The following is a 23,977-nucleotide window of genomic DNA, read 5'->3' on the forward strand; positions in this document are numbered from 1 at the left end:
CCGGGAGCAGGGAAATTCCATTTTCACGGGAATTATACATTGAAAGAGAAGATTTTAAAGAAAGTGCAAACCGTAAGTTTTTCAGGTTAACACTAGGAAAGGAAGTACGCCTTAAAAATGCATATATTATTAAAGGTGAGAATGTTGTAAAGGATGCTGAAGGTAATATTACTGAAATTCACGTTACTTATGATCCAAAAAGTAAAAGTGGAAGCGGCTCAGAAGAATCGCTTCGGAAGGTGAAAGGTACTTTACATTGGGTTTCGGTAAAACATGCTGTGGAAGCGGAAGTTAGACTCTATGACAGGTTATTTACTGAAGAAGCACCAGATGGGGACAAGGAAAGAGATTATCTTGATTTCGTAAATCCGGAATCATTAAAAGTAGTCACCGGTTACCTTGAACCTGGCCTGAAGGATGCGAAACCTGAAGATAAGGTACAGTTCCAGAGAATAGGATATTTTTGTGTGGACAAAGATTCCACGACTGAAAAGCCTGTTTTCAATAGAACTGTAACTTTGCGTGATTCCTGGGCTAAAATTAAATCTTAGACAGTTTATCTTGCTTTTTAAGAGTAATTTAGCATTCAAGTTTTAACATATTAACCGGTTATTAACAAGCTAGGGTGAAACCAACCGCTATCTTTGAGCTTTAATAACCTAAAATCAATAACTTATGGCAAGTACAGGAAATACATTATTAGCATTAATTACCGGAGCAGCAATTGGAGCTGGTGTAGGTTTACTTTATGCACCAGATAGCGGAGATAAAACTCGCAAGAAACTTAAAGATGATGCTCAGAACGCTCAGGACAGGCTAAATAAGAAGTACAATGAAACTTCTTCTAATCTTTCTGAAAAGGCAAGGAAAGCAAGAACAGATTTCGAAGTAAGACTGGAAGAGACTTTATCTTCAGCAAGTCATAAAGCAGATGATATTTTATCTGCAATGGAGTCGAAATTAGAAGAACTTAGAAAACAAAATTCTAAATTGCAGAAAGATAAGCCGGGAACTTCATCTGGATCTGGAAACACTCCAAATAAAGCGGTAGTATAATTTCTGTATGGCATTTGAAAAGCTTTCTAACAACGTAGACGACTTAAATCATAATATTCAGGCATTTCTTCATAGTAATGCTGAATATTACAAGCTTAAAGCCTTTAAGCAGGGAATGAAAGGGGCAACATCGCTCGTTCGTTTCTTGATTATGGGTTTTTTGTTGAGCATTGCCGGGATCATGTTATCCTTTGCTATTGCAATTATTATTAGTCAGTCAATTGGTGTACCCAGCTCCGGTTACTTTATCGTAGGTGGTTTTTACCTAATCGTTGGAGTGTTAATTTATATCTTTGGAAAAGAACCCATAGAGAAATTGATCCTTCAGAAGTTTTCAAAAGCAGTTTTTAACGATAAAAATGATTAATGAGAGTTTATTCATCCTTTAAAGACATAGACAAAGATCTTAAGATCCTGAAGTTACAAACAGAGATCGATAAAGAGGAAATTCGCCTTAGTATGGATCACACCAAAGACCAGATGACACCAATGTCTTTACTGGGAAGTGGTGTGGGTTCGATAGTTCATAAATTTCTATCCATACGTGCAGTTTCCAAGATCATGGGTATCAGAAGGACTAATATGGATTACGACTTATAGTTAGTTATCATACATAAAATTAAAAAGCCCCGGTTAGGGGCTTTTTTTATGAATCATTTTTATTGTTCCTCTTTTGATCTTCTATTCTCTTTTTATTCTGCTCTTTCATTGCTTCTCCAATTTGGTTAGAAGCGGTAAAGGACGCGACCATATTATTCAGCATCTCACTACCGGCCTGTGGTGAATTAGGTAAAAGAATAAGATTTGAATTCGTTTCCTCTCCAATAGCCTGTAAAGTATCATAATGTTGTGTAACCACAATCAGAGCAGAAGCTTCCTGAGAATTAATGCCTACGTTGTTTAGAACATCTACACTTTCTTCCAATCCGCGTGCGATCTCTCTTCGCTGATCGGCGATTCCCTGACCCTGTAAGCGCTTACTCTCGGCTTCAGCCCGGGCTTTGGCGACGATCTTGATACGATCTGCTTCAGCATCATATTCTGCTGCAACCTTTTCTCTTTCAGCAGCATTAATCCTGTTCATGGCTGCTTTTACCTGTACATCAGGATCTATATCTGTAACCAGGGTTTTGATGATATCATATCCATAAGACTGCATCGCTTCGTTCAATTCACGGTTTACAGCAATGGCTATGTCATCTTTACGCTCAAAAACATCATCCAGCTTCATTTTAGGCACTTCTGCGCGCACAACGTCGAAAACATAGGCTGTTATCTGGTCATGCGGACTTTCAAGCTTGTAGAAGGCATCATACACATTATCTTTTCTAACCTGGAATTGTACAGATATCTTCAATTTTACAAATACATTGTCCTTTGTTTTAGTTTCCACCAGAACATCAAGTTGCTGAACTTTTAAATTAATCCTTCCTGCTACCTGATCAATGAGCGGAACTTTCAATTGTAATCCGGAATTCCGGATACTGGTAAACTTTCCGAAGCGCTCTACTACTGCTGAAGTTTGCTGCCGAACTACAAAGATTCCGGAGAAGATAAGCAGCAACAGGAAAATGGCGAATATGGGTATTAAGACAAAATTTATCATACTAATAGAATTTTTACTGAAAATAGGCATTCTTCAGCATTTAATCAGCATAAAAAAAGCTGGTAAGATCAAATTTCTTACCAGCTTAAATAATATTCAGGATCAATTATCCCAGAGTTTCAATGGCTTTAGTAAGCCTGCTTAAAGTTTGTTGTTTTCCAATATAGCTTGCGATCTCATAAACGTCTGGACCTTGTAATGCTCCAACCAGTGCGAGACGCAAGGGCATCATCACTTTTCCAAAACCAATCTCCTTACTTTTGATCCAGTTCTTGACTTCAGCCTGTAGTAGTTCGGTTTCAAAATTTTCCTGTCCCTCCAGGAAAGTTTTTAATTCGTTGATCAATTCTGCCGAACCTTCTTTCCATGCTTTTTCAGCATCTTTTGGCTCGAAAGAGGTAGGAGAAATAAAGAAAAAATATCCCTGATCCCAGAGATCTTTTACAAATACTGCTCTTTCTTTGATCAAGGAAACAACGTTCTTAACATAGGATTCTTCTACCATGATCTCTTTTTCCTTCAGGATCTTTTGAAATTCCTTTGTAACCTGCGATTCATCTGCTTCCTGCATATAATGCTGCTGGAACCATTTTGTTTTTTCCGGATCAAATTTAGCACCTCCTTTATGAACCCGTTCCAGTTCAAAAGCCTTCGTTAACTCGTCAAGACTAAAGAATTCCTGCTCTGTCCCTGGATTCCAACCTAAAAATGCCAGCATATTTACCACCGCTTCAGGGTAATAACCTTCTTCTTTGTATCCTGTAGAAACATCGCCTGATGCGGGATCTTTCCACTCAAGAGGAAATACTGGGAAGCCCATTTTTTCACCGTCTCGTTTGCTTAATTTCCCTTTACCCTGAGGTTTCAGAATAAGTGGTAAATGAGCAAATTCTGGTGCGGTCCATCCAAACGCACGATAGAGCATATAGTGTAGAGCCAGAGAAGGCAGCCATTCCTCACCACGAATTACATGTGTGATCTCCATTAAATGGTCATCCACGATATTGGCGAGGTGATAGGTTGGCATTCCATCACTTTTAAATAGAACTTTATCATCCAGAATATTGGAATCAATTTCCATTTCACCGCGAATCACGTCCTTTAAATGTAAGGTTTCATCCTGCGGAGATTTGAACCTGATCACATATGCATCCCCATTTTCAATTTTCTCCCTGGTTTCTTCGGAAGAGAGTGTAAGGGAATTATTGAGCTTTTCTCTGTTATGCCAGTTATAAATAAAGGTTTTACCCTTTTCTTCGTGATCCTTTCTATGTGCGTCCAGCTCTTCTGAAGTATCAAAAGCATAGTATGCGTTTCCAGATGCTATCAATTCTTCTGCATAAGCGCGATACTTGTCTTTTCTCTCGCTCTGCCTGTATGGTCCAAAACCTTTTTCCTTGCCCGGTCCTTCATCGTAAGGTATTCCGCACCAGTTTAAGGATTCGATAATATAATCTTCAGCTCCATCCACGTACCTGTTTTGATCTGTATCCTCAATACGAAGAACGAAATCACCACCATGTTTTTTGGCAAATAGATAATTGTATAAAGCGGTTCTTACACCACCAATATGTAACGGTCCCGTAGGGCTCGGAGCAAATCTTACTCTAACTTTAGAAGACATAAAAAGTGAATTTTCAAGCAAAGATACAACCTTATTCAAGCAATCCTAAACTCAGCCAACTACTAATTAAAGTGTCTTAATTGTCGTATTTTTAAACAAACTATAGAATTAGTGACCAGCAATTTTGATCGCATACTTTCCAGGCTTGATGCTGTCGTTCGAAAATATTATTTCAGCCAGATACTAAAGGGCATGATGCTCTTTGCAGGTATCGGGTTGTTTTATTTTCTCCTTACCGCAAGCCTCGAGCACTTTTTCTGGTTTAGTGAATCTGTGAGAGCATTTCTATTCTGGTTATTTATTTCAATAGAAATTATCCTGTTCATTTACTTTATTGGGATTCCTCTTTTGAAACTTTTTAAACTACGGAAGGGAATAGATAAAGAACAGGCTTCAGAAATTATAGGAACACATTTTCAGGAAATAGGGGATAGGTTACTCAATTTATTACAACTTGATCGTACTTCTGAAAGATCTGAATTACTTATTGCAAGCATCGATCAAAAAGCTAAAAGTCTAAATATCTTTAATTTTTCAGAAGCAATTGAGCTAAAGAAGAACCTTAAATATTTACCGGTTGTCATTCTTCCTATGCTGATCATACTTGCCTTATGGATCTCTAATAACTCTTATGTTTTTACTGATGGTTTTGATCGAATAAGTAATTATGATCAGGTTTATGAACAACCAGCTCCATTTCAATTTATAATACTGAATGATAAGCTGGAAACATTTCAGAATTCAGATTTTGAACTGGTAGTACAGATTGAAGGAGACCAGATTCCTGCCGAGTTGCACCTTATCACAGGTGACTACAAACGTGTCCTGACTGCTGAAGGGGATGGACGCTTCGTTTATAATTTTATAAATGTAGACGACTCTATAAGTTTCAAATTAAATGGTGCTGATATAAGTTCTAGGACTTATAAGCTAAAGGTTTTGGCTTTACCGTTAATCACCAATATGGAAGTTGAAGTGAATTACCCCAATTATCTAAATCTTGATGACCAGGTATTCAAAGGTATAGGATCCTTTCAGGTGCCTGAAGGTTCGAAATTATCCTGGAACTTCTCAACGGTAGCTACAGATTTTGTGCAATTCTCAACTATTGATTCATTCTACCAGCTCCCAGTAAGTATGAATCAAGCTGAAATAGAGCAACAAATATTTAAAGATTTTGATTATTCTGTCAGTTCTTCCAATGCTAATAAATTTGATCATGAAAATCTGGATTATTTAATTGAAGTCATTCGCGATCTTAATCCTAAAATAAGCTTGCAACACACAAAAGATAGCTTAGACTCACAAAATACTTATATAAAAGGTCGGGTAGAGGATGATCATGGTCTTTCAAGCTTGCAGTTGGTATATTATCCACAGGATTCGATTCAGAAAAAGCGTATTCAAAAGTTAGATATTAGCTCAGCTCTCGTAGATGAATTCTACTATAGCTTCCCAAACGAATTGGACCTCGAACCTGGTATATCATATTCCTATTATTTTGAAGTCTTCGACAATGATGGTGTAAATGGCCCTAAATCGAGCAGGTCAGAGGTCCTTAACTTCCGAAAGATTACCCAAACTGAAAAGGAAGATCAAAACCTGGAGCTACAACAAAATTCTATCGAGACAATTTCCGAAGAACTGGAAGAATTCAGAAAAGATGTGAATGAACTTGAAGAGCTACAAAGGATAGATAAGGAGAATAGAAGCCTGAATTATAATGAGAAGCAGCGCCTGGATCAATTTTTAGAAAGGCAAAAGATTCAGAATAAGCTCATGCAAAAGCATAGCAAGGAACTTCAGGAAAGCTTAGAAGAACAATCTAATGAGCAACCATCTTCTAGTAAAGAAGATTTAAAAAAAAGGCTTGATGAGAACGAAAATAGTCTAAAGGAGAATGAGGAATTATTAAAGGAACTTCAGGAGTATTCCGATAAAATTCAGGAAGAAGATCTGGGAGAAAAGTTGGAGGATCTGGCTAAGAAAAATAAGAACAATGAGCGCAATCTTGAGCAGCTTTTAGAACTAACCAAACGATATTATATTGAAGAGAAACAACAAAAGATAGCAAGGGATCTAAATCGTCTTGCAGATGAGCAGGAGAATAATTCAAACGAATCTGAGTCGACTTCAGACGAACAGAAAAATCTGAATAATGAGTTCGATAGGATCCAACAGCAAATGGATGCTTTGTCCAAAGATAACCAGCAATTAAAGAAACCAAAATCTTTAGCTCGCGATGAAGCAATAGAAAAGGAAATTTCAGAAGATCAAAAGAAGGCATCAGAAAAATTGCAACAGGGGAAGAATGCCAGCCAGGAACAAAAGAATGCTGCTAAGAAAATGCGGAGTTTAAGTTCTAAAATGCAACAAGCCGGTATGCAGGCAGACATGCAGAAGTTGGAAGCAGATGCTAAAGTTTTACGTGAAATTTTAAACAATCTGGTGAAATTTTCTTTGATACAGGAAGAACTGTTAGAGGACTTTAAGAGTATCAAACAAACAAGTCCGGCTTACGCGAATAAACTAAATGAGCAGAGTGAACTACGAGAGAACTTCGAACATATTGATGATAGTCTGTACAGCCTCGCGCTACAAAATCCTATGTTCTCAAGTAAGATAACTTCCAAGCTTACAGATATAGATTTTGATATAGAAATGTCGCTTGAAAGACTAGCTGAAAATCAAATAGGGCAGGGTACCGCTAGTCAGCAATATGTTGTCACCGGGGCAAATGATCTTGCAGTCATGCTATCTGATGTTCTGGATTCTATGCAGGATATGATGTCCAATCCGCAATCTGGTTCTGGGCAGGGACAGGAATTTCAATTGCAACAGATCATCGATGAACAAAAGAAACTTCAGCAGGATATGAAACAAAATATGGAGATTCCTGAGAAATCCGGGATGCCTGGTCAACAAAATTCTGGTGAGATATTCGAGATATATAAACGTCAGCAAAATATTAGACGTAAATTAAACGAATTAATGGAAAATGGCGCATCTAACGCTCTCGAGAAGAAGATGGAACAAATCGAGGAGGATCTTTTGGAGAAGGGTTTGGATGGGAAAACCCTGGAAAGAATGAAGCAGCTGGATTATGAATTAATTAAAATGAAGAGCGCTGCGCAAAAACAGGGATTTGATAATAATAGGAAAGCAAACACGAATACCCTGAACTATGAGAACAGGCTTCAAAACCAGATAAATACCGCTAAAGAATATTTCCAATCAACTGAAATTTTAAACAGACAAGTCTTACCTTTGCAGCAAATTTACAGATTTAAGGTTAAGGAATATTTTGGTAAAAGGAACGATTAATTTTTTCAATGAAAATAACTTCTTTCTAAAGGATGAAGAACTATTTCAAAACTGGTTATTCAGGCTTGCTGAATCTGAGCATAAGAATATAGGTGAGATCAATTATATTTTTTGTGATGATGACTATTTATTGGAAATCAACCAGAATTATTTAGATCATGACACCTATACAGATATTATCAGCTTTGATAATACCGTAGGTAATTCTTTAAACGGAGATATTTTCATTAGTACAGAGAGGGTAGAGGAGAATGCTGCTGAATACAATGTCGATTTTATTCAGGAACTTAAAAGAGTAATTGCCCACGGCATGTTACATTTTTGTGGATATAAGGATAAATCTGAAAGTGAGAGTGAATTAATGCGACGTAAGGAAGACGAGAAAATTGAAATGTTCCACGTGGAACATTCGTAAAGAAAAGAGATTTTATGTTCGAGAAGGAATATGATGTTATAGTGATTGGAGCTGGGCATGCAGGAAGTGAAGCGGCCGCCGCTGCCGCTAATATGGGTAGTAGTACGCTTTTAATAACAATGAATTTGCAGAATATCGCTCAAATGAGCTGTAATCCTGCAATGGGTGGTATTGCAAAGGGTCAGATCGTAAGAGAAATTGATGCGATGGGTGGTTATAGTGGAATTGTGAGTGATACCAGTGCTATCCAGTTTAAGATGTTGAATAAATCTAAAGGACCGGCAATGTGGAGTCCTCGTGTACAAAGTGATCGTATGCGCTTTGCTGAAGACTGGCGTTTACAGCTAGAGCAAACCCCAAATCTTGATTTTTATCAGGAAATGGTGGCAGGTTTGATTATCGAAAATGATAGGATTACTGGCGTAAGAACTTCGCTAGGTCTGGAAGTTCGCTCCAAATCTGTTATATGCACTAATGGAACATTTTTAAACGGACTCATCCATATAGGTGATAAGCAATTTGGTGGTGGTAGAGCAGGGGAAAGAGCTGCTACTGGAATTACCAAGGATTTGATTGACGTTGGATTTGAAGCTGGAAGAATGAAAACAGGAACTCCTCCTCGCGTGGATGGTAGATCTCTGGATTATTCTAAAATGACCGAGCAGCCTGGTGATGAAATCCCTTCCAAATTCTCTTATTCAGATGAGACTAAGCCATTGGAAAAACAACGTAGTTGTTATATGACCTACACTTCTAAAGAAGTGCATGAGATCCTCAAAGATGGTTTTGATCGATCTCCAATGTTTAACGGACGTATAAAAAGCCTTGGTCCTAGATACTGTCCTTCCATAGAGGATAAGATCAATAGATTTGCAGACAAAGACAGACATCAGTTATTTGTGGAGCCCGAAGGTTGGAATACCGTAGAAGTTTATGTGAATGGATTTTCAACTTCACTTCCGGAAGATGTTCAATTTAAAGCTTTACGATCTGTAGCTGGATTTGAGAATGTGAAATTCTTCAGACCTGGTTACGCAATAGAATATGATTATTTTCCACCAACTCAGTTGAAGCATACTTTGGAGACCAAGCTAATTGACGGTTTATATTTTGCGGGACAGATCAATGGAACTACAGGTTACGAGGAGGCGGCTTGCCAGGGTATGATGGCTGGTATTAATGCAGCTTTAAAAGTGCAGGAAAAAGAAGAATTTATTCTGAAGCGTAACGAGGCGTATATTGGTGTTCTTATAGATGATCTAATTACAAAAGGTACAGAAGAACCTTATCGAATGTTCACTTCAAGAGCGGAGTATAGAACTTTATTAAGACAGGATAATGCCGACTTCAGGTTAACTGAAAAATCGTATAATATCGGTTTAGCTTCAGTAGAACGGATGAGGAAAATGGAGGAAAAGAAAGAGAAATCTTTTAAGTTCGTTCAGCATCTAAAAGATCTTAGTGTGGTCCCAGAAGAAGCCAATCCTGTTTTGGAGAAAAGAAATTCTTCACCCATGAAACAAAGTGATAAAGTCTTTAAAGTATTTTCAAGACCACAAATCACGATGGAAGATGTACGTAGTTTTTCTGGAGTAAATGAGTTTATTGTTGAGAATGACCTTAACAATGAAATGGTAGAGCAAACAGAAATTCAGGTTAAGTATTCTGGATATATCGAGAAGGAGAAAAACAATGCCGATAAGCTAAATCGTTTGGAGAATGTACGTATTCCATCAAACTTTGATTATTCCAGTATTAAAAGTATGTCATACGAAGCCAGGGAGAAATTAAAGAAAGTACAACCTGCTACCGTTTCTCAAGCCTCTAGAATTAGTGGAGTAAGTCCTAACGATATTTCAGTATTATTGGTTTACATGGGTCGGTAATTTGCTCATGTTCCACGTGGAACAATTAGTATTTTGATAGAATCGAATAAGTTTAAATCAGCTCCGGAAACGCAGGAAGTTATACTTACCTGCAAAGATCATCTTGTATCGCAGGAATGCTTTTCTATTTTGGAAAGCGAACCAGGGATTTTGAAAACGTCTCCTGTCCCAGAGAAATTACCGGCATATTATAAGAGTGATCGGTACATATCTCACACCGATTCAGAAGAAAATTTTCAGGATAAAATCTATCAATTTGTAAAGTCTAAAATGCTTTTGAAAAAAGCAAAGTGGATTGAACAGGAAACCGCGGGTTGTAAACTTCTGGACTACGGTGCGGGAACCGGTGATTTTCTCGCCTACATGAAAAATAGGAACTGGGATGTTGTTGGGGTAGAACCAAACGAAAATGCCAGGGATTTAGCTTCGAGAAAAGGAATCACTATTGAGGACAATCTGGATAGGTTGGATGCTAGAACGTTTGATGTCATCACCCTCTGGCATGTACTGGAACATATTCCGGATTATGAGGAAGTGCTGAATAGACTAGTAGCTAAATTGAACAAAAATGGGCTACTTATAATTGCAGTTCCTAACCATAGATCCTATGATGCTTATTACTATCAAAGTCATTGGGCTGCCTGGGATGTTCCAAGACATCTCTGGCATTTTTCGAGAAGTGGTATTTCTCAACTTTTGAAATCGAGCGACCTTATTCAAGTCTGCGAAAAACCATTAATTTTCGATTCCTTCTATGTGAGTCTATTAAGCGAGGAAAATCAAAAATCAAAGCCTTCTAAAATTAATGCATTCTGGCGCGGTCTAATCTCCAACCTTAAGGCAAGATCTACCAGAGAATACTCTTCCATTGCTTATTTCTACAGAAAATCATAAATGAGCTTATTTGAGCTGTTTTAAGAGCAGTTAATATATTCTCTTAATATTAATCCTGTAAAATTACTTAAAGGCTCTTAAAACGAATGTAAAGACTTCTTTTTTAATAAATTAATCTTATGATAAACATTTTTTAGATTAATCTTATCGATAACAACTATTCAAACTCCTATTTCACTCTAAGATTAGTTTCTTACCTTTGCCAATCAAATTTTTCAACTATGATCAAAAAAGTTTTCGGAATTGCTGCAGTTGCAATTTTAATGGTATCCTGTAACGAGCAAAAAACAGCTTATGTAGATACTAAAGTATTGGTACAGGAGTATAAAGAGATGAAAGAAGTGGAAGCTGAGTTCACTTCCAAATCAGACTCAGTTCGTCAACAACTGGATTCTGTTGCAAAATCTTTCCAGGAAGAAGTTCAGGCTTACCAGTCTGAAATGAATTCTATGTCTGATGCTCAGAGACAGGAAAAAGAACGTACACTTATGCAAAAACAGCAAATGCTACAACAGCAACAGCAAATGCAAAGTAATCGTCTTAGAGAGCAAAGTACGGCTGCTATGGATTCTTTAGTTGAAAAGGTAAAGGGATACGTGAAGGACTACGGTAAGGAAAATGGATATACTTATATTTTTGGTTCCAATGAATCTGCAAATATTATGTATGCTAAAGAAGGTCTTGATATTACCCAGGATGTCCTGGCTGAATTAAACGAGCAATACGGTGGATCTGATGTTGCTACTGAAGAAAACGAAGAAGTAGAAGACTAAACGCTACGAATAGCTTATATAGAAAAAGGCTCCTAAACAGGAGCCTTTTTTTATTTAAATCCTTTTTTCTAGTTCATCATCCATACACCCAAGATGCATACGATAAAGTATCCGGTAAGCGTAAATGCACCAGCATAATCTTTAGCCACTCTCTGTCCAAATAACAGCATAAGCAAGGTAACACATGCCAGAATTGAAGCTAGTAGCCCTAATCCAGAATCACCATTGGATATTAATGTGTAGATACCTGCAATCGCCAGAAGTCCTACTACGACTTCGATCACCAGGATAATTCCGACCATGAGGGGAACCATTCCTGCCAGAAAGGTTTTTGAGAAATGTTCTTTCAGCCAGCCAGTATTTCCACTCCAGTCCATCATCTTATCCACTCCAGATTGTAGGAATGTAATTAGAATGAATAGCAGTATTAGAATCTCAGTGATATAGGTATTCAGATTTTCCATAATTCGTTATTTTTTGTGTAGATATCGGGTTAGTTTAATAGAAAGATCGGTCAGAATAATTTTAGCATTTCCATTTCTACCAATATGATAAATGGCAGTTTCGATTGCTTCGGAAATTTCTCCAATATTCTTACCATTTATAAAGGTGGCAAATTTATCGAATTTAAAAACTTTCGGTTCAATATCAATATAAACTAAGTCTTTAGCCTTATAATTTAGCAACATTGCCTGCCTGAAGAAGTCGAGACAGTATCGAAGAAAGCTTTTCTGAGTTTCGCGATTAAGAGATGCGATTTCATCACTCCAAGCTACTAGCTCCAATACTGTAGCTTTGTTCCCTTTAGCCTGAAATGCACTCCGTACCCATTGAATAAACCAGGCCTGAAACTGTTCGTCTCCCGCATCTTTTCTCAGGATATGCATTGCCCTGGTGTAATCCCCATTAGCTTGATGCGCAATCTTCCTGGCGATTTTTGGATCGCAATCCTCTTTGCGAATTAGAAAATCTTCTATATCAGATTCTCCAAGAGGTGGAAAATGCAAACGCTGGCATCTGGACCTAATTGTTTGAATAATTTGTTCTTCAGCTTCAGTAACAAGTAAAAAGATGGTTTTACTTGGGGGCTCTTCTATCAATTTCAACAACTTATTAGAAGCTTCATTGTTCATCTTTTCAGGCATCCAGATGATCATCACTTTAAATCCACCTTCATAACTTTTTAAGGAAAGTGATTTTACGATTTCATGAGCTTCATCCACACCAATCTTGCCCTGCTTGTTTTCAATTCCAAGACTCTGATACCAGTCATATAAACTTCCGTAGGGATTCGATTGAACAAACTGTCGCCACTCCTCGAGAAAATGTGAGGAAACGGGATGCTTTTTGATCTTTTCATTGGTTGCAACCGGAAATGCGAAGTGCAGATCCGGATGAGAAAGATTATTGAATTTCAGATTGCAGGAAGCTGAACTTTCTGAATCATTTTCTCCATTGGAATTACCACATAAAATATACTGAGCGTAGGCGATCGCCATGGGTAAAGTACCGCTACCAGCCTTTCCGGAAAAAAGTTGAGCATGCGGAATTCTTCTCCGGTCTGCCGTGGTCACAAGGTGATTTTTTATATGCGGAAGGCCTATTATTTCTCTAAAAAGCATAGGCAAATATAAAATTATATAGGCTTTATTATCTTCGGAAAAATTTATATTTGTAACAAAGCAAACCTATGAAAACTATAGACGATTACAACTTTAAGAATAAGCAGGCTTTAATTCGAGTAGATTTTAACGTGCCTTTGAATGATGAAATGGAAGTGACGGATGCCAATAGAATAGAGGCTGCTAAACCAACAATCATCAAAATTCTTGAAGATGGCGGGAGCGTAGTTTTGATGTCCCACCTGGGTCGTCCAAAAGGAAAAGAAAGTAAATACTCGTTACAACATATACAGGATAAGGTCTCTGAAGTTCTTGGAGTAAGTGTGAAATTTGTTGAAGACTGTACTGGGGAGGAAGTTGAAAAAGCTGCAAATGACCTGAAGTCGGGAGAGATTCTTTTACTGGAAAATCTTAGATTTCACGAGGAAGAGACTGCCGGGAATGAAGCTTTCGCTGAAAAACTGGCCAAACTTGGTGATATTTATGTAAACGATGCTTTTGGAACTGCGCATAGAGCGCATGCTTCTACAACCATTGTAGCAAAATTCTTTGAAGATAAGTGCTTTGGTTATTTATTGGCTAAAGAGATCAAAAGTCTCGACAAGGTTTTAAACAGTAGTGAAAAGCCGGTGACAGCTGTACTTGGTGGTGCAAAAGTGTCTTCTAAGATCACCGTAATAGAGAATATTCTTGATAAGATCGATCACCTCATTATTGGTGGTGGGATGACCTATACTTTTATTAAAGCTCAGGGCGGGCATATTGGAACTTCACTAGTGGAAGATGATAAACAGGAACTGGCTCTTGAAATTCTTAAGAAGGCCAAGGAAAAAGGCGTGGAAGTTCATTTACCGGTAGACTCAGTGATCGCAGATAGTTTTTCTGAACAGGCAAGCACACAGGTTGAGAGTGTGGATAATATTCCTGATGGATGGATGGGACTTGATGTAGGACCAAAAACGGTTAAGAATTTTGCAAATGTGATCAAGGATTCCAAGATCATTCTCTGGAATGGTCCTTTAGGTGTTTTTGAAATGGAAACTTTTGCTAAAGGAACTATAGAACTTGGTAAAGCGATCGTAGAAGCTACCGAAAATGGTGCTTTCTCTTTAGTTGGAGGAGGAGATTCAGTTGCTGCTGTGAAACAATTTGGATTTGCAGATAAGGTGAGTTACGTTTCTACCGGTGGTGGAGCGATGTTGGAGATGCTTGAAGGAAAATCACTTCCGGGTATCGAGGCAATTAAGAATTAATCGGGTACGAAATTTGATTAATTCCCGTTTGTTATTCAAAACATTTTTATGCTGAAACGAAGATTTTTTGCAGTGCTGCTATTAGCAGGAATTTCCGGTTTTGCTCAGGAAAAAGATAAGAAGATTCGTGAGGAAAAGGCGAATTTCAGAGTTCAGATATTTCAGAAAAGTGATGATACTGAAATCAAACTGACCGAACCAGATCCGGAATTTCAGAATAAATTGCCTATTTCCGCAGTGATCAGGGATTCATCGAAAGTGGCGCTTTCAGATCTTCCAAAAGCAAAGACCATAGATTCTCTCTGGAGGCTGGAACTAACAAATTCAGATCTTTTTGAGACCATGCAAAAGTCTATTGAAGATCAGGATTATGAAAAAGTAGTTTATGATGAACTTCCTACAGATACTCTTAAAGCGAGGTTAGCCAGGCTGAATGCGAGAACTCCTTTTAATGTAGAGTACAATCCAATACTGGAATCGGTCATAAAATCATACCTGAAAAGGAATAAAAAGGGAATGGAGCGACTTATGGCCCTAAGTACCTACTATTTTCCACTCTACGAGCAGGAATTGGATAAGTACGATGTTCCTTTAGAGATCAAATATCTTTCTATTGTAGAGTCGGCTTTAAATCCCAGAGCTAAATCACGAGTTGGAGCTACAGGTTTATGGCAATTCATGTTTCCAACCGGGAAAATGCACGGACTTGATGTAAGTTCTTATGTAGATGAGCGTATGGATCCATCAAGATCTACGGAAGCTGCAGCGCAATATCTTTCAAGTTTATATAAGGTTTTTGGTGACTGGAATCTTGTACTTGCCTCCTATAATTCTGGTCCCGGGAATGTATCTAAAGCAATACGAAGAAGCGGTGGATCTACAGATTACTGGCACTTAAGAAGATTCCTTCCACGTGAAACGGCAGGTTATGTTCCTGCATTTCTGGCTACTTTATATCTTTTTGAGTATGCCGATGAGCATAAGTTCCAGCCTGCAAATCCAGACGTTGTGTTCTTTGAAACAGATACATTACAGGTGAAGCAGTTGATCACTTTCGATCAGATATCTAAAGTAACGGGCGTAGAGAAAGAAATGCTTCAGTTTTTAAATCCTAGTTATAAGCTTGATATCATTCCATTTGTTGAAGACGAAAAATATACGTTAAGATTGCCTAAACCTGCGATTGGTAAATTCGTATCCAATGAAAATGCGATCTATGATTTCGTAGAAACTCAGGCTAAAGAAAAGGAAAAGGATTTACCTCAGTTGGTTAAAACAGAGGATAAGGTTCGTTACAGAGTTAGAAAAGGCGATTACTTAGGTAAGATTGCAGAGAAATACGGTGTTGGTGTAAGTAGTATTAGGCGCTGGAATAACATGCGTAGCAATAATTTAAGAGTAGGACAGTATCTAACAATCTATCCCAGAAAGCCCGTAGCATCCTCTTTAAATACTTCTACAGCTTCAAATTCATCGAATCCAAAGATCTATACGGTTAAGAGTGGAGACAGTCTCTGGAGCATCTCAAAAAAGTTCCCGGGAGTTACGGTACAGAATTTGAGGAGTTGGAATGATATGAATACCAACAGCCTTAAACCTGGAATGAAGATCAAGATTTCCAAAGGTTAAGGTTCTAAAAAAACCTAATCCGAAAAAATGAAACGTAGCCTATTAGTATTAGCCAGTATTTTCCTGTTTTTTGCCTGTGAGGAAAGTAAAGATCAAAAGAAAGACACCCGAATCCTATCAGATTCTTCGGGTAACATCAATCAGCTCACAGTAGTGATCGATAACCAAATGTGGGAAGGTGAAGTTGGAGAGGCCATAAGAACCAGATTTGCAGCTCCGGTAGACGGACTGCCCCAGGAAGAACCACTTTTCAGCTTAAGCCAGATACCACCAGAAACTTTTACTGGATTTGTACGTAACAGTAGAATCTTTTTAAAGATCGAAAACGGCAAACAGGGAATGGCTGTAATAAGTGATGAGTTTTCCCGTCCACAAAAAGGAATCGTACTTCAAGGGAAAAATTCACAGGATATCATCGATGTGATTGAAAGAAAGTCTGATACTATTATAGATATTCTTAAACAAACCGAACTAACAGAGAAGCAACGCCGAATTAGAAAATCACTTTCAGATGATGTAGCATTGAAAGAGAAATTTGGTATAGATCTAAAGTTTCCTTCAGCTTACAGATATGCTAAGGAAGAGGATAAATTCAGCTGGATAAGAAAAGAGATCCCAAAAGGAAGCATGGAAATACTTATTTACGAGGTTCCTATGAGTTCCATAGATAATGACTCAAGCGTGGTTGCGAATATCATTAAAATGCGTGATTCTATTGGAGAGGCGATGATCCCAGGCCGACTGGAGGATTCTTATATGATCACTGAAAAAGCTTATGCTCCATATTTATTCGAATCTACAGTTGATGGCAAATTTGCGTATGAAACAAGAGGTACCTGGGAAGTACAGAATGATTTCATGGCTGGACCCTTTGTGAACTACGCGGTTAAGGATGAGGCAAATAATAGATATTTAATTCTGGAAGGATTTGTATTCTCACCATCGCGAGCAAAACGGGATAATATCTTCGAGCTCGATGCTATATTGCGATCGGCTAAACTGAACTAAATTAAAAAAAGCCCAACTGAAAAGTTGGGCTTTTGTATATTATAAAACACCGGTTTATTTATTCTCTTCCGGTACTTTTTTACTATCGTCTGTAGTTGCAGGATTCTCGTCATCCTTAGAAGCGTCTTTAAATTCTTTAATTCCGCTACCAAGGCCTCTCATTAATTCCGGGATCTTTCGTCCTCCAAAAAGCAACAATATTACCACTACAATCAGGATAATTTGTGGTGCTCCTATAGCCAAAGGCAAGATAAATGCGTTCATGTGTTATAATTTTGTTCTACAAACTTAACAAGAATAACCTAATATAAACGTTAATAAGACAATAAATTGATGTATACCTGCTCACTAATAATAACGGTCATGGTCATTCAGGAATTCGAATTATTTTAATTTATCTTTGTAATACTCAATCACGGCTATGGCTGAAAACACAAAACCTAGAAAGAAGTTCACTAAGAAACTGCTGCATAAGTACCGCATGGTGGTTCTTAACGAAGATACTTTTGAAGAAAGGTTCTCCTTTCGTCTAACCAGATTGAACGTTTTCGTAGCTGTTGGGATTTCAGCAATTTTATTGATCGCTATGACTACCTTCCTGATTGCGTTTACACCCTTGAGAGAGTATATTCCTGGGTATTCTTCCGCAGCATTAAAGGAAAAAGCTACCAAACTGGCTTATACCTCAGATTCTCTGCAAAATAAGATGCGTATGAACGACCAGTATTTGCAATCTATACAGGATGCGCTACGAGGAGAGTTTGATGTACAGCAATTGGACAGGGATTCTATTCTAAGCCAGCCAATCACTGAACTGGAATATCAGGAAATTAACCGGATCAAGGCAGATAGTCTGTTGCGTGAAGAAGTAGCTCAGGAGGACAAATATAATATCCTGCCAACGGCAACAGATAACATCAACTTTTCACTATTTCCGCCGGTAAAAGGTACTATTTCTGAAAGATATAATATCGAAAATAAGCATTATGCTATAGATATCGTTACCACAAGGAATTCGCCAATAAAGTCGGTTGCAGATGGGCGGGTGATCTTTGCAGAATGGACTGCTGAAACCGGGTATGTGATCATTATCGAACACAGTTATGGTTTGCTATCGGTATACAAACATAATGCTTCGCTGAGTAAAAGTCAGGGCGATATAGTGCGATCTGGCGAGGTGATCGCTACTGCTGGTAATACAGGTGAATTTACTACAGGACCGCATTTACACTTTGAACTTTGGAACGAAGGAAACCCTGTGGATCCTTCAGAATATATTGATTTCAATTAATTTATGTCTATAAAATCTTTTGCTGCCGGGATCTTTGCTTCCTATGTTAGAAATAGAATAAATAAATGGGCTGAGAATCCTCATGCTACTCAGGAGAAAGTTTTTCTGCAATTATTGAAAAAAGGAGCAGATACTAAATTCGGTAAGGATCACCATTTTCAGAATATCAAAAGTTATCAGGATTTTACAAAGCAGGTTCCGGTAAGAGATTATGAAGAGTTAAAGAATTATATGGACCTGATGGTTTCCGGAGAAGAGGATGTATTATGGCCCGGAAAACCTTTGTATTATGCGAAAACTTCAGGGACCACGAGTGGAGCTAAATATATTCCGCTAACCAAAGACAGTATGCCCACGCATATAGAAGCTGCCAGAAACGCTATTTTATGTTATATCCATGATACCGGGAATAGTAAGTTCGTGGATGGTAAGATGATATTCCTGCAGGGAAGTCCGGAGTTACAGGAAAAGAATGGAGTGAAATTAGGCAGGTTATCGGGTATTGTGGCGCATTATGTTCCAGGCTATCTTCAAAAGAACAGAATGCCTTCGTGGGATACTAATTGTATCGACGATTGGGAAACCAAGGTGGATGCGATCGTGGAGGAAACAGTACGGGAAGATATGTCGGTAATAAGCGGGATTCCGTCCTGGGTACAGATGTATTTTGAAAGACTGATCGATAAGACTGGCAAAAAGGTAGGAGAGATTTTTCCAAATTTTGACCTGTTCATTTATGGCGGAGTTAATTACGAACCGTATCGCGCCAAATTCGAAAAATTGATAGGTAGAAGGGTAGATAGTATTGAATTATATCCGGCTTCCGAAGGTTTTTTTGCTTTTCAGGATAAACAGAATGTTCACGGTATGCTGCTTCAGCTGGACTCCGGGATTTTTTACGAATTCATTGAAGCAGATAAATTTTTTGAAGAAAACGCGTCACGTTTGCTTCTGAAGGATGTGCAGATTGGGGTTAACTATGTCATGATCATAAGCTCTACCGCTGGTCTATGGGCATATAATATTGGTGATACGATACAGTTCACTTCAGTAAAGCCATACAGAGTCATAGTCTCCGGAAGGATCAAGCATTTTATTTCAGCTTTTGGAGAACATGTGATCGCTAAGGAAGTGGAGGAGGCCTTGCAGGAAGCAGTAAAAGATTCACAGGCTGCTATTAGCGAGTTTACGGTAGCACCACAAATTAGTCCGGATGATGATGAATTACCGTACCACGAATGGTTTATAGAATTTGAAAAAGAACCGCAGGATATGGATCATTTTGCCGGAGTTATTGATAAAGCGATGCAACAGCAAAATTCATATTATAAGGATCTTATAGATGGAAGCATCCTTCAAAGGCTCAAGATTACTAAATTGCCACCAAATTCATTTCAGCTATATATGAAATCAATTGGAAAACTTGGAGGACAGAATAAACTACCAAGATTATCCAACGACAGGAAGATTGCTGATAAATTAAACGAGATTATATAAAACAAAACTATGTCAATATTAAAGTTACAGGGAAGAACAAGAGCTCAGGAAAGTTCAGGAGCTATTGAACGAATGTATATCACCATGAGACACCTTTTCAACCGTGGTTTTTATAAGCCTATGGGTGTTTCCGGAGAAACTTTAAGGGAATCCTTACTTACACTTCGTCCTGAAATTTATGGATCTATCGCGAACGAAAAAGCAGAACTGGAAGGTTTGCTATATGTTATAGATCGTTTGCCACACGGTATCGAAGAATGCAGGTTTATAAACCTTACCAGCGATGAAGGTTATGGGAATTCGCATTTCAAGGCTATTATACCGCCTAAAAGACGTAGAAACTGCTATAGGATCGATGATGAGCAAATGAACATTGAGATCACGCGTGGTCGCTCAGAGATCTATGATATCCTTACACATCTTACTTTTCTATTTATAGAATCGCATAAGATCATGAAAAGAGTGATTATTGATGAAGACGGGAGCGTGAACCGGGACTGGGAAAAACTGGATTTTGCAGTAACTCAAAAAGATCCGCTAACACAATCACAGAGGGAAATAGCTCTTACCCATACCGCTAGTATCCTGGGAAGAACATTTTCAGATATCAATAAACTATATCCTAAATTCAGTACACCAGACAATCCGGATAGATTTCTTAGAGTGATCTGGTCACTGGGAAAGATGGCGATCAAGGAAGCGGTTCAGAATGAAAAAAGGATCATCACTTTTAGCCCAGTGCTGCGGGAAAGACTGGGACATCACATTCACGGAGAAGTCTGGGCGAATGATATAAAGAGTTTTCTTACCAAAGAAGAACTTATTAAAAGACCAATTCATATCATTTCTGCTAATATGCACAGTGTCATGAACACTTTGTATACTCCATGCGCTTTTAAAGCAGAGCTGAAAAAGAAAAAACCACTTGATATTTACGAAGAATTAAGTGATAGTGGCAATGGCAACCTTAGAACTAAGATTACCAAGTTTGCTCTGGATAATGGAATGACCTTTATTGAAGATAAAAGCGGAACCAATATCGATGTGCAGATCTTTGATACTGCGCAACTGGAAGGTGGTTTCCAAACCGATAAATTCGCTGATATAGATCTTTCAGAAAAACCGGTGCTTTTGGTCATGGACTACGCATTTGGTGAGCAGGCCTATGAAACAATGGATGAACTGCTTAAACCTTTTGATAACGACGGAAAAGAGATCAAACTCAATGTAAAGTCGGTTTCTATCATGGGGAAAGCCGGTATTTTAGAGGGCGGAAAAGGAGATATCATGATACCTGATGCGCATTTATTTGAAGGAACAGCAGATAATTATCCTTTCGAAAACCAGTTAAAGAAATCTGATCTCGAAGGCCAGGGAATTAGCGTGGTAGACGGAGCAATGATCACTGTACTGGGTACATCACTTCAGAATAAGGATATTTTAAGATTTTTCCATGATTCTACATGGAACGTTTGTGGACTGGAAATGGAAGGTGCGCATTATCAAAAGGCAATACAGGCAGCTTCCAGATTACGAGGAAGTATTGATGAAAATGTTCAGGTAAGATATGCTTATTACGCATCAGATAATCCATTAGAAACAGGAAGTACACTTGCTTCTGGAGGACTTGGAACATCTGGAGTAAAACCAACCTATCTCATTACTGAAAAGATCCTGGAACAGATCTTCAACTCCTAAACACCACTTATGCAAATTGAAAAAACTGCGCTAAAGGATTGCCTGCTCATCAAACCTACCATGTTTGAAGATCATCGCGGATTGTTTCTGGAGACCTATCATCGCAGGAGGCTGGCAGAATTTAGTGGTATTGATGCTGAATTTGTTCAGGATAATCAATCCATGTCGCATTATGGTGTTTTACGGGGTCTGCATTATCAAAAGGGAGAATTCGCTCAAACCAAAATTGTAAGAGTGATCCACGGAAAGGTTCTGGACGTGGTGGTGGATCTACGACCAGATTCTCCAAGTTTTAAAAAGACTTTTTCAGTCATACTGGACGATGAGAATTTGTTTCAGCTTTACGTCCCGAAAGGTTTTGGACATGGCTTTGTAACGCTTTCCAAACGCTCTGTTTTTGCTTATAAATGCGATCATTATTATACTCCAGGTTCAGAAGCCGGAATAAGATACAATGATCCCGATCTCGACATCGACTGGAATTTTCCTGAAGATCAAATGATCTTATCAGATAAAGACAAAGAGCTTCCATTTCTAAACGATGTATTTTGAAGAATATCCTGGTAACCGGCGCAAATGGTCAGTTAGGTTCTTGTTTTAGAAAGCATGGAAAAAAATATTCCAATCTCAGCTTCGATTTCAAAAGCTCCAGGGAGTTGGATATTAGCAATTTTGCTGAAGTAGATAGGCTATTTTCCTCGCAATCTTACGATTTTTGCATCAATGCAGCTGCTTATACCAATGTAGAGAAAGCAGAATCTGAGAAGGAGAAGGCATTCCAGATCAATGCTGAAGCGGCAGGTAAACTCGCAGAAGTTTGTGCTGCAAATCAGGTTAAAATGATCCATTTCTCAACCGATTATGTTTTCGACGGAAGCAAAACCGAACCTTATCTGGAAACCGATGAGGTAAACCCTATCAATATTTACGGAGCATCCAAGTTAGCGGGGGAGAGACAAATCACTGAAGTTATTGATGAACATTTGATCTTCAGAACGAGTTGGTTGTATTCAGAATTTGGACATAATTTCTTCTGCACCATTTTAAAAAAGGCTGCTGAAAGAGCAAGCTTAAATATTACGACCACTCAGCTTGGTACTCCTACCAATGCCAATGACCTGGCTAAGTATGTTCTGGATGGTATTCAGAAAGATTCGTGTGCAACTGGCATTTACCATTTTAGTAATCTTGGACAGGCGACCTGGTATGATTTTGCCGAAGAAATATTGAATTACTCAGGAAAAATAGACCAGGTAGATCTGAATAAAACAGGATATTTTAAGACCTTGGCTCAAAGACCTGAATATAGTGTGCTTTCCAAGGAAAAAGCAATCAAAGAGATCGGTGAGATCAAGGACTGGAGAAAAAGTCTGCAGGATTTGATCGATGAGGTTGTCTAAAAACGAGAATATGGCTAAAAGAATACTTATTACGGGAGCAGCGGGATTTTTAGGATCTCACTTATGTGACCGGTTTATTAAAGAAGGTTATTCTGTTATTGGAATGGATAATCTCATTACTGGTGATCTTAAGAATATTGAACATCTCATCAAGGAAAAGAATTTCGAATTTCATCATCATGATATCACCAAATTCGTTCATGTAGCCGGAGATCTTGATTATATATTGCATTTTGCCTCTCCCGCGAGTCCTATAGATTATTTGAAAATTCCTATACAAACCTTGAAGGTTGGTTCCTTTGGAACCCATCACTGTCTTGGTCTGGCAAAAGAAAAAAATGCCAGGATTCTTATTGCTTCCACTTCTGAAGTTTACGGAGACCCTTTGGTACATCCGCAAAACGAAGATTATTATGGAAATGTGAATACGATAGGCCCTCGAGGAGTTTATGATGAAGCAAAACGTTTCCAGGAATCCATCACCATGGCGTATCATCGCTTTCACGGACTGGAGACAAGAATTGCGAGAATATTCAATACGTACGGTCCACGAATGCGACTAAATGATGGTCGTGTGATCCCAGCTTTTATTGGCCAGGCATTAAGAGGTGAGGACCTTACCGTCTTTGGAGATGGTTCTCAAACACGTTCTTTTTGCTTTGTGGACGACCAGGTAGAAGGCATTTACCGACTTTTACTTAGCGATTATTCCAATCCCGTAAATATTGGAAATCCTGATGAGATCACTATCCTTGATTTCGCCAAGGAGATCATTAAACTAACCGGAACAGATCAGAAAATTGTTTTTCAGGAACTGCCGCAGGATGATCCAATGCAACGCCAGCCTGATATTACGAGAGCCAAGGAAATTCTGGGATGGGAACCCAAAGTATCAAGGAGTGAGGGTATGAGGATCACTTATGAGCACTTCCGCAGTATGAGTAAAGAAGAACTGGATAAAAGAGAGCACAAGGATTTTTCAGCACATATTAGACGATAGA

At 38.4% G+C, this 23,977-nt stretch carries 22 protein-coding genes and 1 pseudogene; 18 read left to right on the forward strand and 5 right to left on the reverse strand.

The genetic code is table 11. From position 1 onward, the window contains the following. The 4 genes and pseudogenes from ACNKXS_RS04620 to ACNKXS_RS04635 form a co-directional block, all read left to right on the forward strand. Positions 1–551, forward strand: a pseudogene (locus ACNKXS_RS04620) (glutamine--tRNA ligase); the annotation flags it as partial. Between the two features lie 124 nt (positions 552–675). After that, on the forward strand, positions 676–1,056 hold the full coding sequence (locus ACNKXS_RS04625) for a YtxH domain-containing protein (protein ID WP_417919832.1): 381 nt from the start codon (positions 676–678) through the stop codon (positions 1,054–1,056). Positions 1,057–1,063: 7 nt separating this feature from the next. Then, on the forward strand, positions 1,064–1,423 hold the full coding sequence (locus tag ACNKXS_RS04630; RefSeq protein ID WP_141876422.1) for a phage holin family protein: 360 nt from the start codon (positions 1,064–1,066) through the stop codon (positions 1,421–1,423). Beyond that, positions 1,423–1,656: a DUF6327 family protein gene (locus ACNKXS_RS04635; protein ID WP_417919833.1), complete on the forward strand. Its 234-nt coding sequence runs from the start codon at positions 1,423–1,425 to the stop codon at positions 1,654–1,656. Before ACNKXS_RS04630 ends, ACNKXS_RS04635 begins: the two co-directional genes overlap by 1 nt. A 46-nt stretch (positions 1,657–1,702) precedes the next feature. On the opposite strand, the gene ACNKXS_RS04640 is transcribed toward ACNKXS_RS04635, so the two are convergent. Beyond that, on the reverse strand, positions 1,703–2,662 hold the full coding sequence (locus ACNKXS_RS04640; RefSeq protein ID WP_417919834.1) for an SPFH domain-containing protein: 960 nt from the start codon (positions 2,660–2,662) through the stop codon (positions 1,703–1,705). Positions 2,663–2,768: 106 nt separating this feature from the next. Continuing rightward, the gene (gltX, locus tag ACNKXS_RS04645; RefSeq protein ID WP_417919835.1) at positions 2,769–4,286 is read right to left on the reverse strand and encodes a glutamate--tRNA ligase; all 1,518 of its coding nucleotides are present in this window, start codon (positions 4,284–4,286) and stop codon (positions 2,769–2,771) included. A gap of 111 nt (positions 4,287–4,397) precedes the next feature. Between gltX and ACNKXS_RS04650 the strand changes: the two genes are divergently transcribed. From ACNKXS_RS04650 to ACNKXS_RS04670, 5 genes are all read left to right on the forward strand, one after another. Then, positions 4,398–7,610: a coiled-coil domain-containing protein gene (locus ACNKXS_RS04650; protein WP_417919836.1), complete on the forward strand. Its 3,213-nt coding sequence runs from the start codon at positions 4,398–4,400 to the stop codon at positions 7,608–7,610. Further along, positions 7,591–8,025, forward strand: coding sequence for an rRNA maturation RNase YbeY (ybeY, locus tag ACNKXS_RS04655; protein ID WP_417919837.1), 435 nt, complete (start codon positions 7,591–7,593; stop codon positions 8,023–8,025). The genes ACNKXS_RS04650 and ybeY overlap by 20 nt, the downstream gene beginning before the upstream one ends. A 14-nt stretch (positions 8,026–8,039) precedes the next feature. Beyond that, positions 8,040–9,911, forward strand: a complete 1,872-nt coding sequence (mnmG, locus tag ACNKXS_RS04660) for a tRNA uridine-5-carboxymethylaminomethyl(34) synthesis enzyme MnmG (protein WP_417919838.1) — start codon at positions 8,040–8,042, stop codon at positions 9,909–9,911. A gap of 150 nt (positions 9,912–10,061) precedes the next feature. Next, the gene (locus tag ACNKXS_RS04665) at positions 10,062–10,805 is read left to right on the forward strand and encodes a class I SAM-dependent methyltransferase (protein ID WP_417919839.1); all 744 of its coding nucleotides are present in this window, start codon (positions 10,062–10,064) and stop codon (positions 10,803–10,805) included. Positions 10,806–11,026: 221 nt separating this feature from the next. Then, a complete protein-coding gene (locus tag ACNKXS_RS04670) occupies positions 11,027–11,578 on the forward strand; it encodes an OmpH/Skp family outer membrane protein (protein WP_417919840.1) in 552 nt (183 codons plus the stop codon). Between the two features lie 68 nt (positions 11,579–11,646). Here ACNKXS_RS04670 and ACNKXS_RS04675 read toward each other — a convergent pair whose 3' ends face one another. Both ACNKXS_RS04675 and ACNKXS_RS04680 read right to left on the reverse strand, forming a co-directional pair. Beyond that, a complete protein-coding gene (locus ACNKXS_RS04675; protein WP_298526969.1) occupies positions 11,647–12,042 on the reverse strand; it encodes a DoxX family protein in 396 nt (131 codons plus the stop codon). Between the two features lie 6 nt (positions 12,043–12,048). Then, positions 12,049–13,200 (reverse strand): DNA polymerase III subunit, encoded by a 1,152-nt coding sequence (locus ACNKXS_RS04680; protein WP_417919841.1) that lies wholly within the window; start codon positions 13,198–13,200, stop codon positions 12,049–12,051. 68 nt (positions 13,201–13,268) lie between these two features. On the opposite strand from ACNKXS_RS04680, the gene ACNKXS_RS04685 reads away from it, so the two are divergent. From ACNKXS_RS04685 to ACNKXS_RS04695, 3 genes are read left to right on the forward strand one after another with little or no spacing between them, the layout of a single operon-like run. Then, positions 13,269–14,453, forward strand: coding sequence for a phosphoglycerate kinase (locus tag ACNKXS_RS04685; protein WP_417919842.1), 1,185 nt, complete (start codon positions 13,269–13,271; stop codon positions 14,451–14,453). 48 nt (positions 14,454–14,501) lie between these two features. Then, on the forward strand, positions 14,502–16,082 hold the full coding sequence (locus ACNKXS_RS04690; protein WP_417919843.1) for a lytic transglycosylase domain-containing protein: 1,581 nt from the start codon (positions 14,502–14,504) through the stop codon (positions 16,080–16,082). 27 nt (positions 16,083–16,109) lie between these two features. Beyond that, entirely contained in the window at positions 16,110–17,090 is a 981-nt protein-coding gene (locus ACNKXS_RS04695; protein WP_417919844.1) for a DUF4837 family protein, read from the forward strand. Positions 17,091–17,144: 54 nt separating this feature from the next. On the opposite strand, the gene ACNKXS_RS04700 is transcribed toward ACNKXS_RS04695, so the two are convergent. Then, positions 17,145–17,354, reverse strand: coding sequence for a twin-arginine translocase TatA/TatE family subunit (locus tag ACNKXS_RS04700; protein WP_026913640.1), 210 nt, complete (start codon positions 17,352–17,354; stop codon positions 17,145–17,147). Between the two features lie 157 nt (positions 17,355–17,511). On the opposite strand from ACNKXS_RS04700, the gene ACNKXS_RS04705 reads away from it, so the two are divergent. Genes ACNKXS_RS04705 through ACNKXS_RS04730 form a run of 6 tightly spaced genes read left to right on the forward strand, consistent with a single transcriptional unit; the run spans position 17,512 to position 23,976 of the window. After that, positions 17,512–18,381, forward strand: coding sequence for a M23 family metallopeptidase (locus tag ACNKXS_RS04705; protein ID WP_417919845.1), 870 nt, complete (start codon positions 17,512–17,514; stop codon positions 18,379–18,381). 3 nt (positions 18,382–18,384) lie between these two features. Then, positions 18,385–19,878, forward strand: coding sequence for a GH3 auxin-responsive promoter family protein (locus tag ACNKXS_RS04710; protein ID WP_417919846.1), 1,494 nt, complete (start codon positions 18,385–18,387; stop codon positions 19,876–19,878). Positions 19,879–19,887: 9 nt separating this feature from the next. Beyond that, a complete protein-coding gene (locus ACNKXS_RS04715; protein WP_417919847.1) occupies positions 19,888–21,576 on the forward strand; it encodes a DUF6909 family protein in 1,689 nt (562 codons plus the stop codon). A gap of 9 nt (positions 21,577–21,585) precedes the next feature. Next, a complete protein-coding gene (gene rfbC, locus ACNKXS_RS04720) occupies positions 21,586–22,128 on the forward strand; it encodes a dTDP-4-dehydrorhamnose 3,5-epimerase (protein WP_417919848.1) in 543 nt (180 codons plus the stop codon). Next, positions 22,125–22,976 (forward strand): dTDP-4-dehydrorhamnose reductase, encoded by an 852-nt coding sequence (gene rfbD, locus ACNKXS_RS04725; RefSeq protein ID WP_417919849.1) that lies wholly within the window; start codon positions 22,125–22,127, stop codon positions 22,974–22,976. Before rfbC ends, rfbD begins: the two co-directional genes overlap by 4 nt. A gap of 10 nt (positions 22,977–22,986) precedes the next feature. Continuing rightward, a complete protein-coding gene (locus tag ACNKXS_RS04730) occupies positions 22,987–23,976 on the forward strand; it encodes a UDP-glucuronic acid decarboxylase family protein (protein WP_417919850.1) in 990 nt (329 codons plus the stop codon). Position 23,977 lies beyond the last annotated feature (1 nt).

The sequence above is a fragment of the Christiangramia marina genome (genome assembly GCF_048285865.1).
GTDB classification, from domain to species: Bacteria; Bacteroidota; Bacteroidia; order Flavobacteriales; family Flavobacteriaceae; genus Christiangramia; species Christiangramia marina.

Bases quoted from the DNA above. Each gene is read 5' to 3' on its own strand.
- ACNKXS_RS04705 (WP_417919845.1), top strand. From the start codon at position 17,512: ATGGCTGAAAACACAAAACCTAGAAAGAAGTTCACTAAGAAACTGCTG.
- ACNKXS_RS04685 (WP_417919842.1), top strand. From the start codon at position 13,269: ATGAAAACTATAGACGATTACAACTTTAAGAATAAGCAGGCTTTAATT.
- ACNKXS_RS04730 (WP_417919850.1), top strand. From the start codon at position 22,987: ATGGCTAAAAGAATACTTATTACGGGAGCAGCGGGATTTTTAGGATCT.
- ACNKXS_RS04700 (WP_026913640.1), bottom strand. From the start codon at position 17,354: ATGAACGCATTTATCTTGCCTTTGGCTATAGGAGCACCACAAATTATC.
- ACNKXS_RS04630 (WP_141876422.1), top strand. From the start codon at position 1,064: ATGGCATTTGAAAAGCTTTCTAACAACGTAGACGACTTAAATCATAAT.
- ACNKXS_RS04680 (WP_417919841.1), bottom strand. From the start codon at position 13,200: ATGCTTTTTAGAGAAATAATAGGCCTTCCGCATATAAAAAATCACCTT.
- ACNKXS_RS04710 (WP_417919846.1), top strand. From the start codon at position 18,385: ATGTCTATAAAATCTTTTGCTGCCGGGATCTTTGCTTCCTATGTTAGA.
- ACNKXS_RS04715 (WP_417919847.1), top strand. From the start codon at position 19,888: ATGTCAATATTAAAGTTACAGGGAAGAACAAGAGCTCAGGAAAGTTCA.
- ACNKXS_RS04695 (WP_417919844.1), top strand. From the start codon at position 16,110: ATGAAACGTAGCCTATTAGTATTAGCCAGTATTTTCCTGTTTTTTGCC.
- ACNKXS_RS04640 (WP_417919834.1), bottom strand. From the start codon at position 2,662: ATGATAAATTTTGTCTTAATACCCATATTCGCCATTTTCCTGTTGCTG.
- ACNKXS_RS04670 (WP_417919840.1), top strand. From the start codon at position 11,027: ATGATCAAAAAAGTTTTCGGAATTGCTGCAGTTGCAATTTTAATGGTA.
- ACNKXS_RS04675 (WP_298526969.1), bottom strand. From the start codon at position 12,042: ATGGAAAATCTGAATACCTATATCACTGAGATTCTAATACTGCTATTC.
- ACNKXS_RS04635 (WP_417919833.1), top strand. From the start codon at position 1,423: ATGAGAGTTTATTCATCCTTTAAAGACATAGACAAAGATCTTAAGATC.
- mnmG (WP_417919838.1), top strand. From the start codon at position 8,040: ATGTTCGAGAAGGAATATGATGTTATAGTGATTGGAGCTGGGCATGCA.
- ACNKXS_RS04690 (WP_417919843.1), top strand. From the start codon at position 14,502: ATGCTGAAACGAAGATTTTTTGCAGTGCTGCTATTAGCAGGAATTTCC.
- ACNKXS_RS04625 (WP_417919832.1), top strand. From the start codon at position 676: ATGGCAAGTACAGGAAATACATTATTAGCATTAATTACCGGAGCAGCA.
- gltX (WP_417919835.1), bottom strand. From the start codon at position 4,286: ATGTCTTCTAAAGTTAGAGTAAGATTTGCTCCGAGCCCTACGGGACCG.
- rfbC (WP_417919848.1), top strand. From the start codon at position 21,586: ATGCAAATTGAAAAAACTGCGCTAAAGGATTGCCTGCTCATCAAACCT.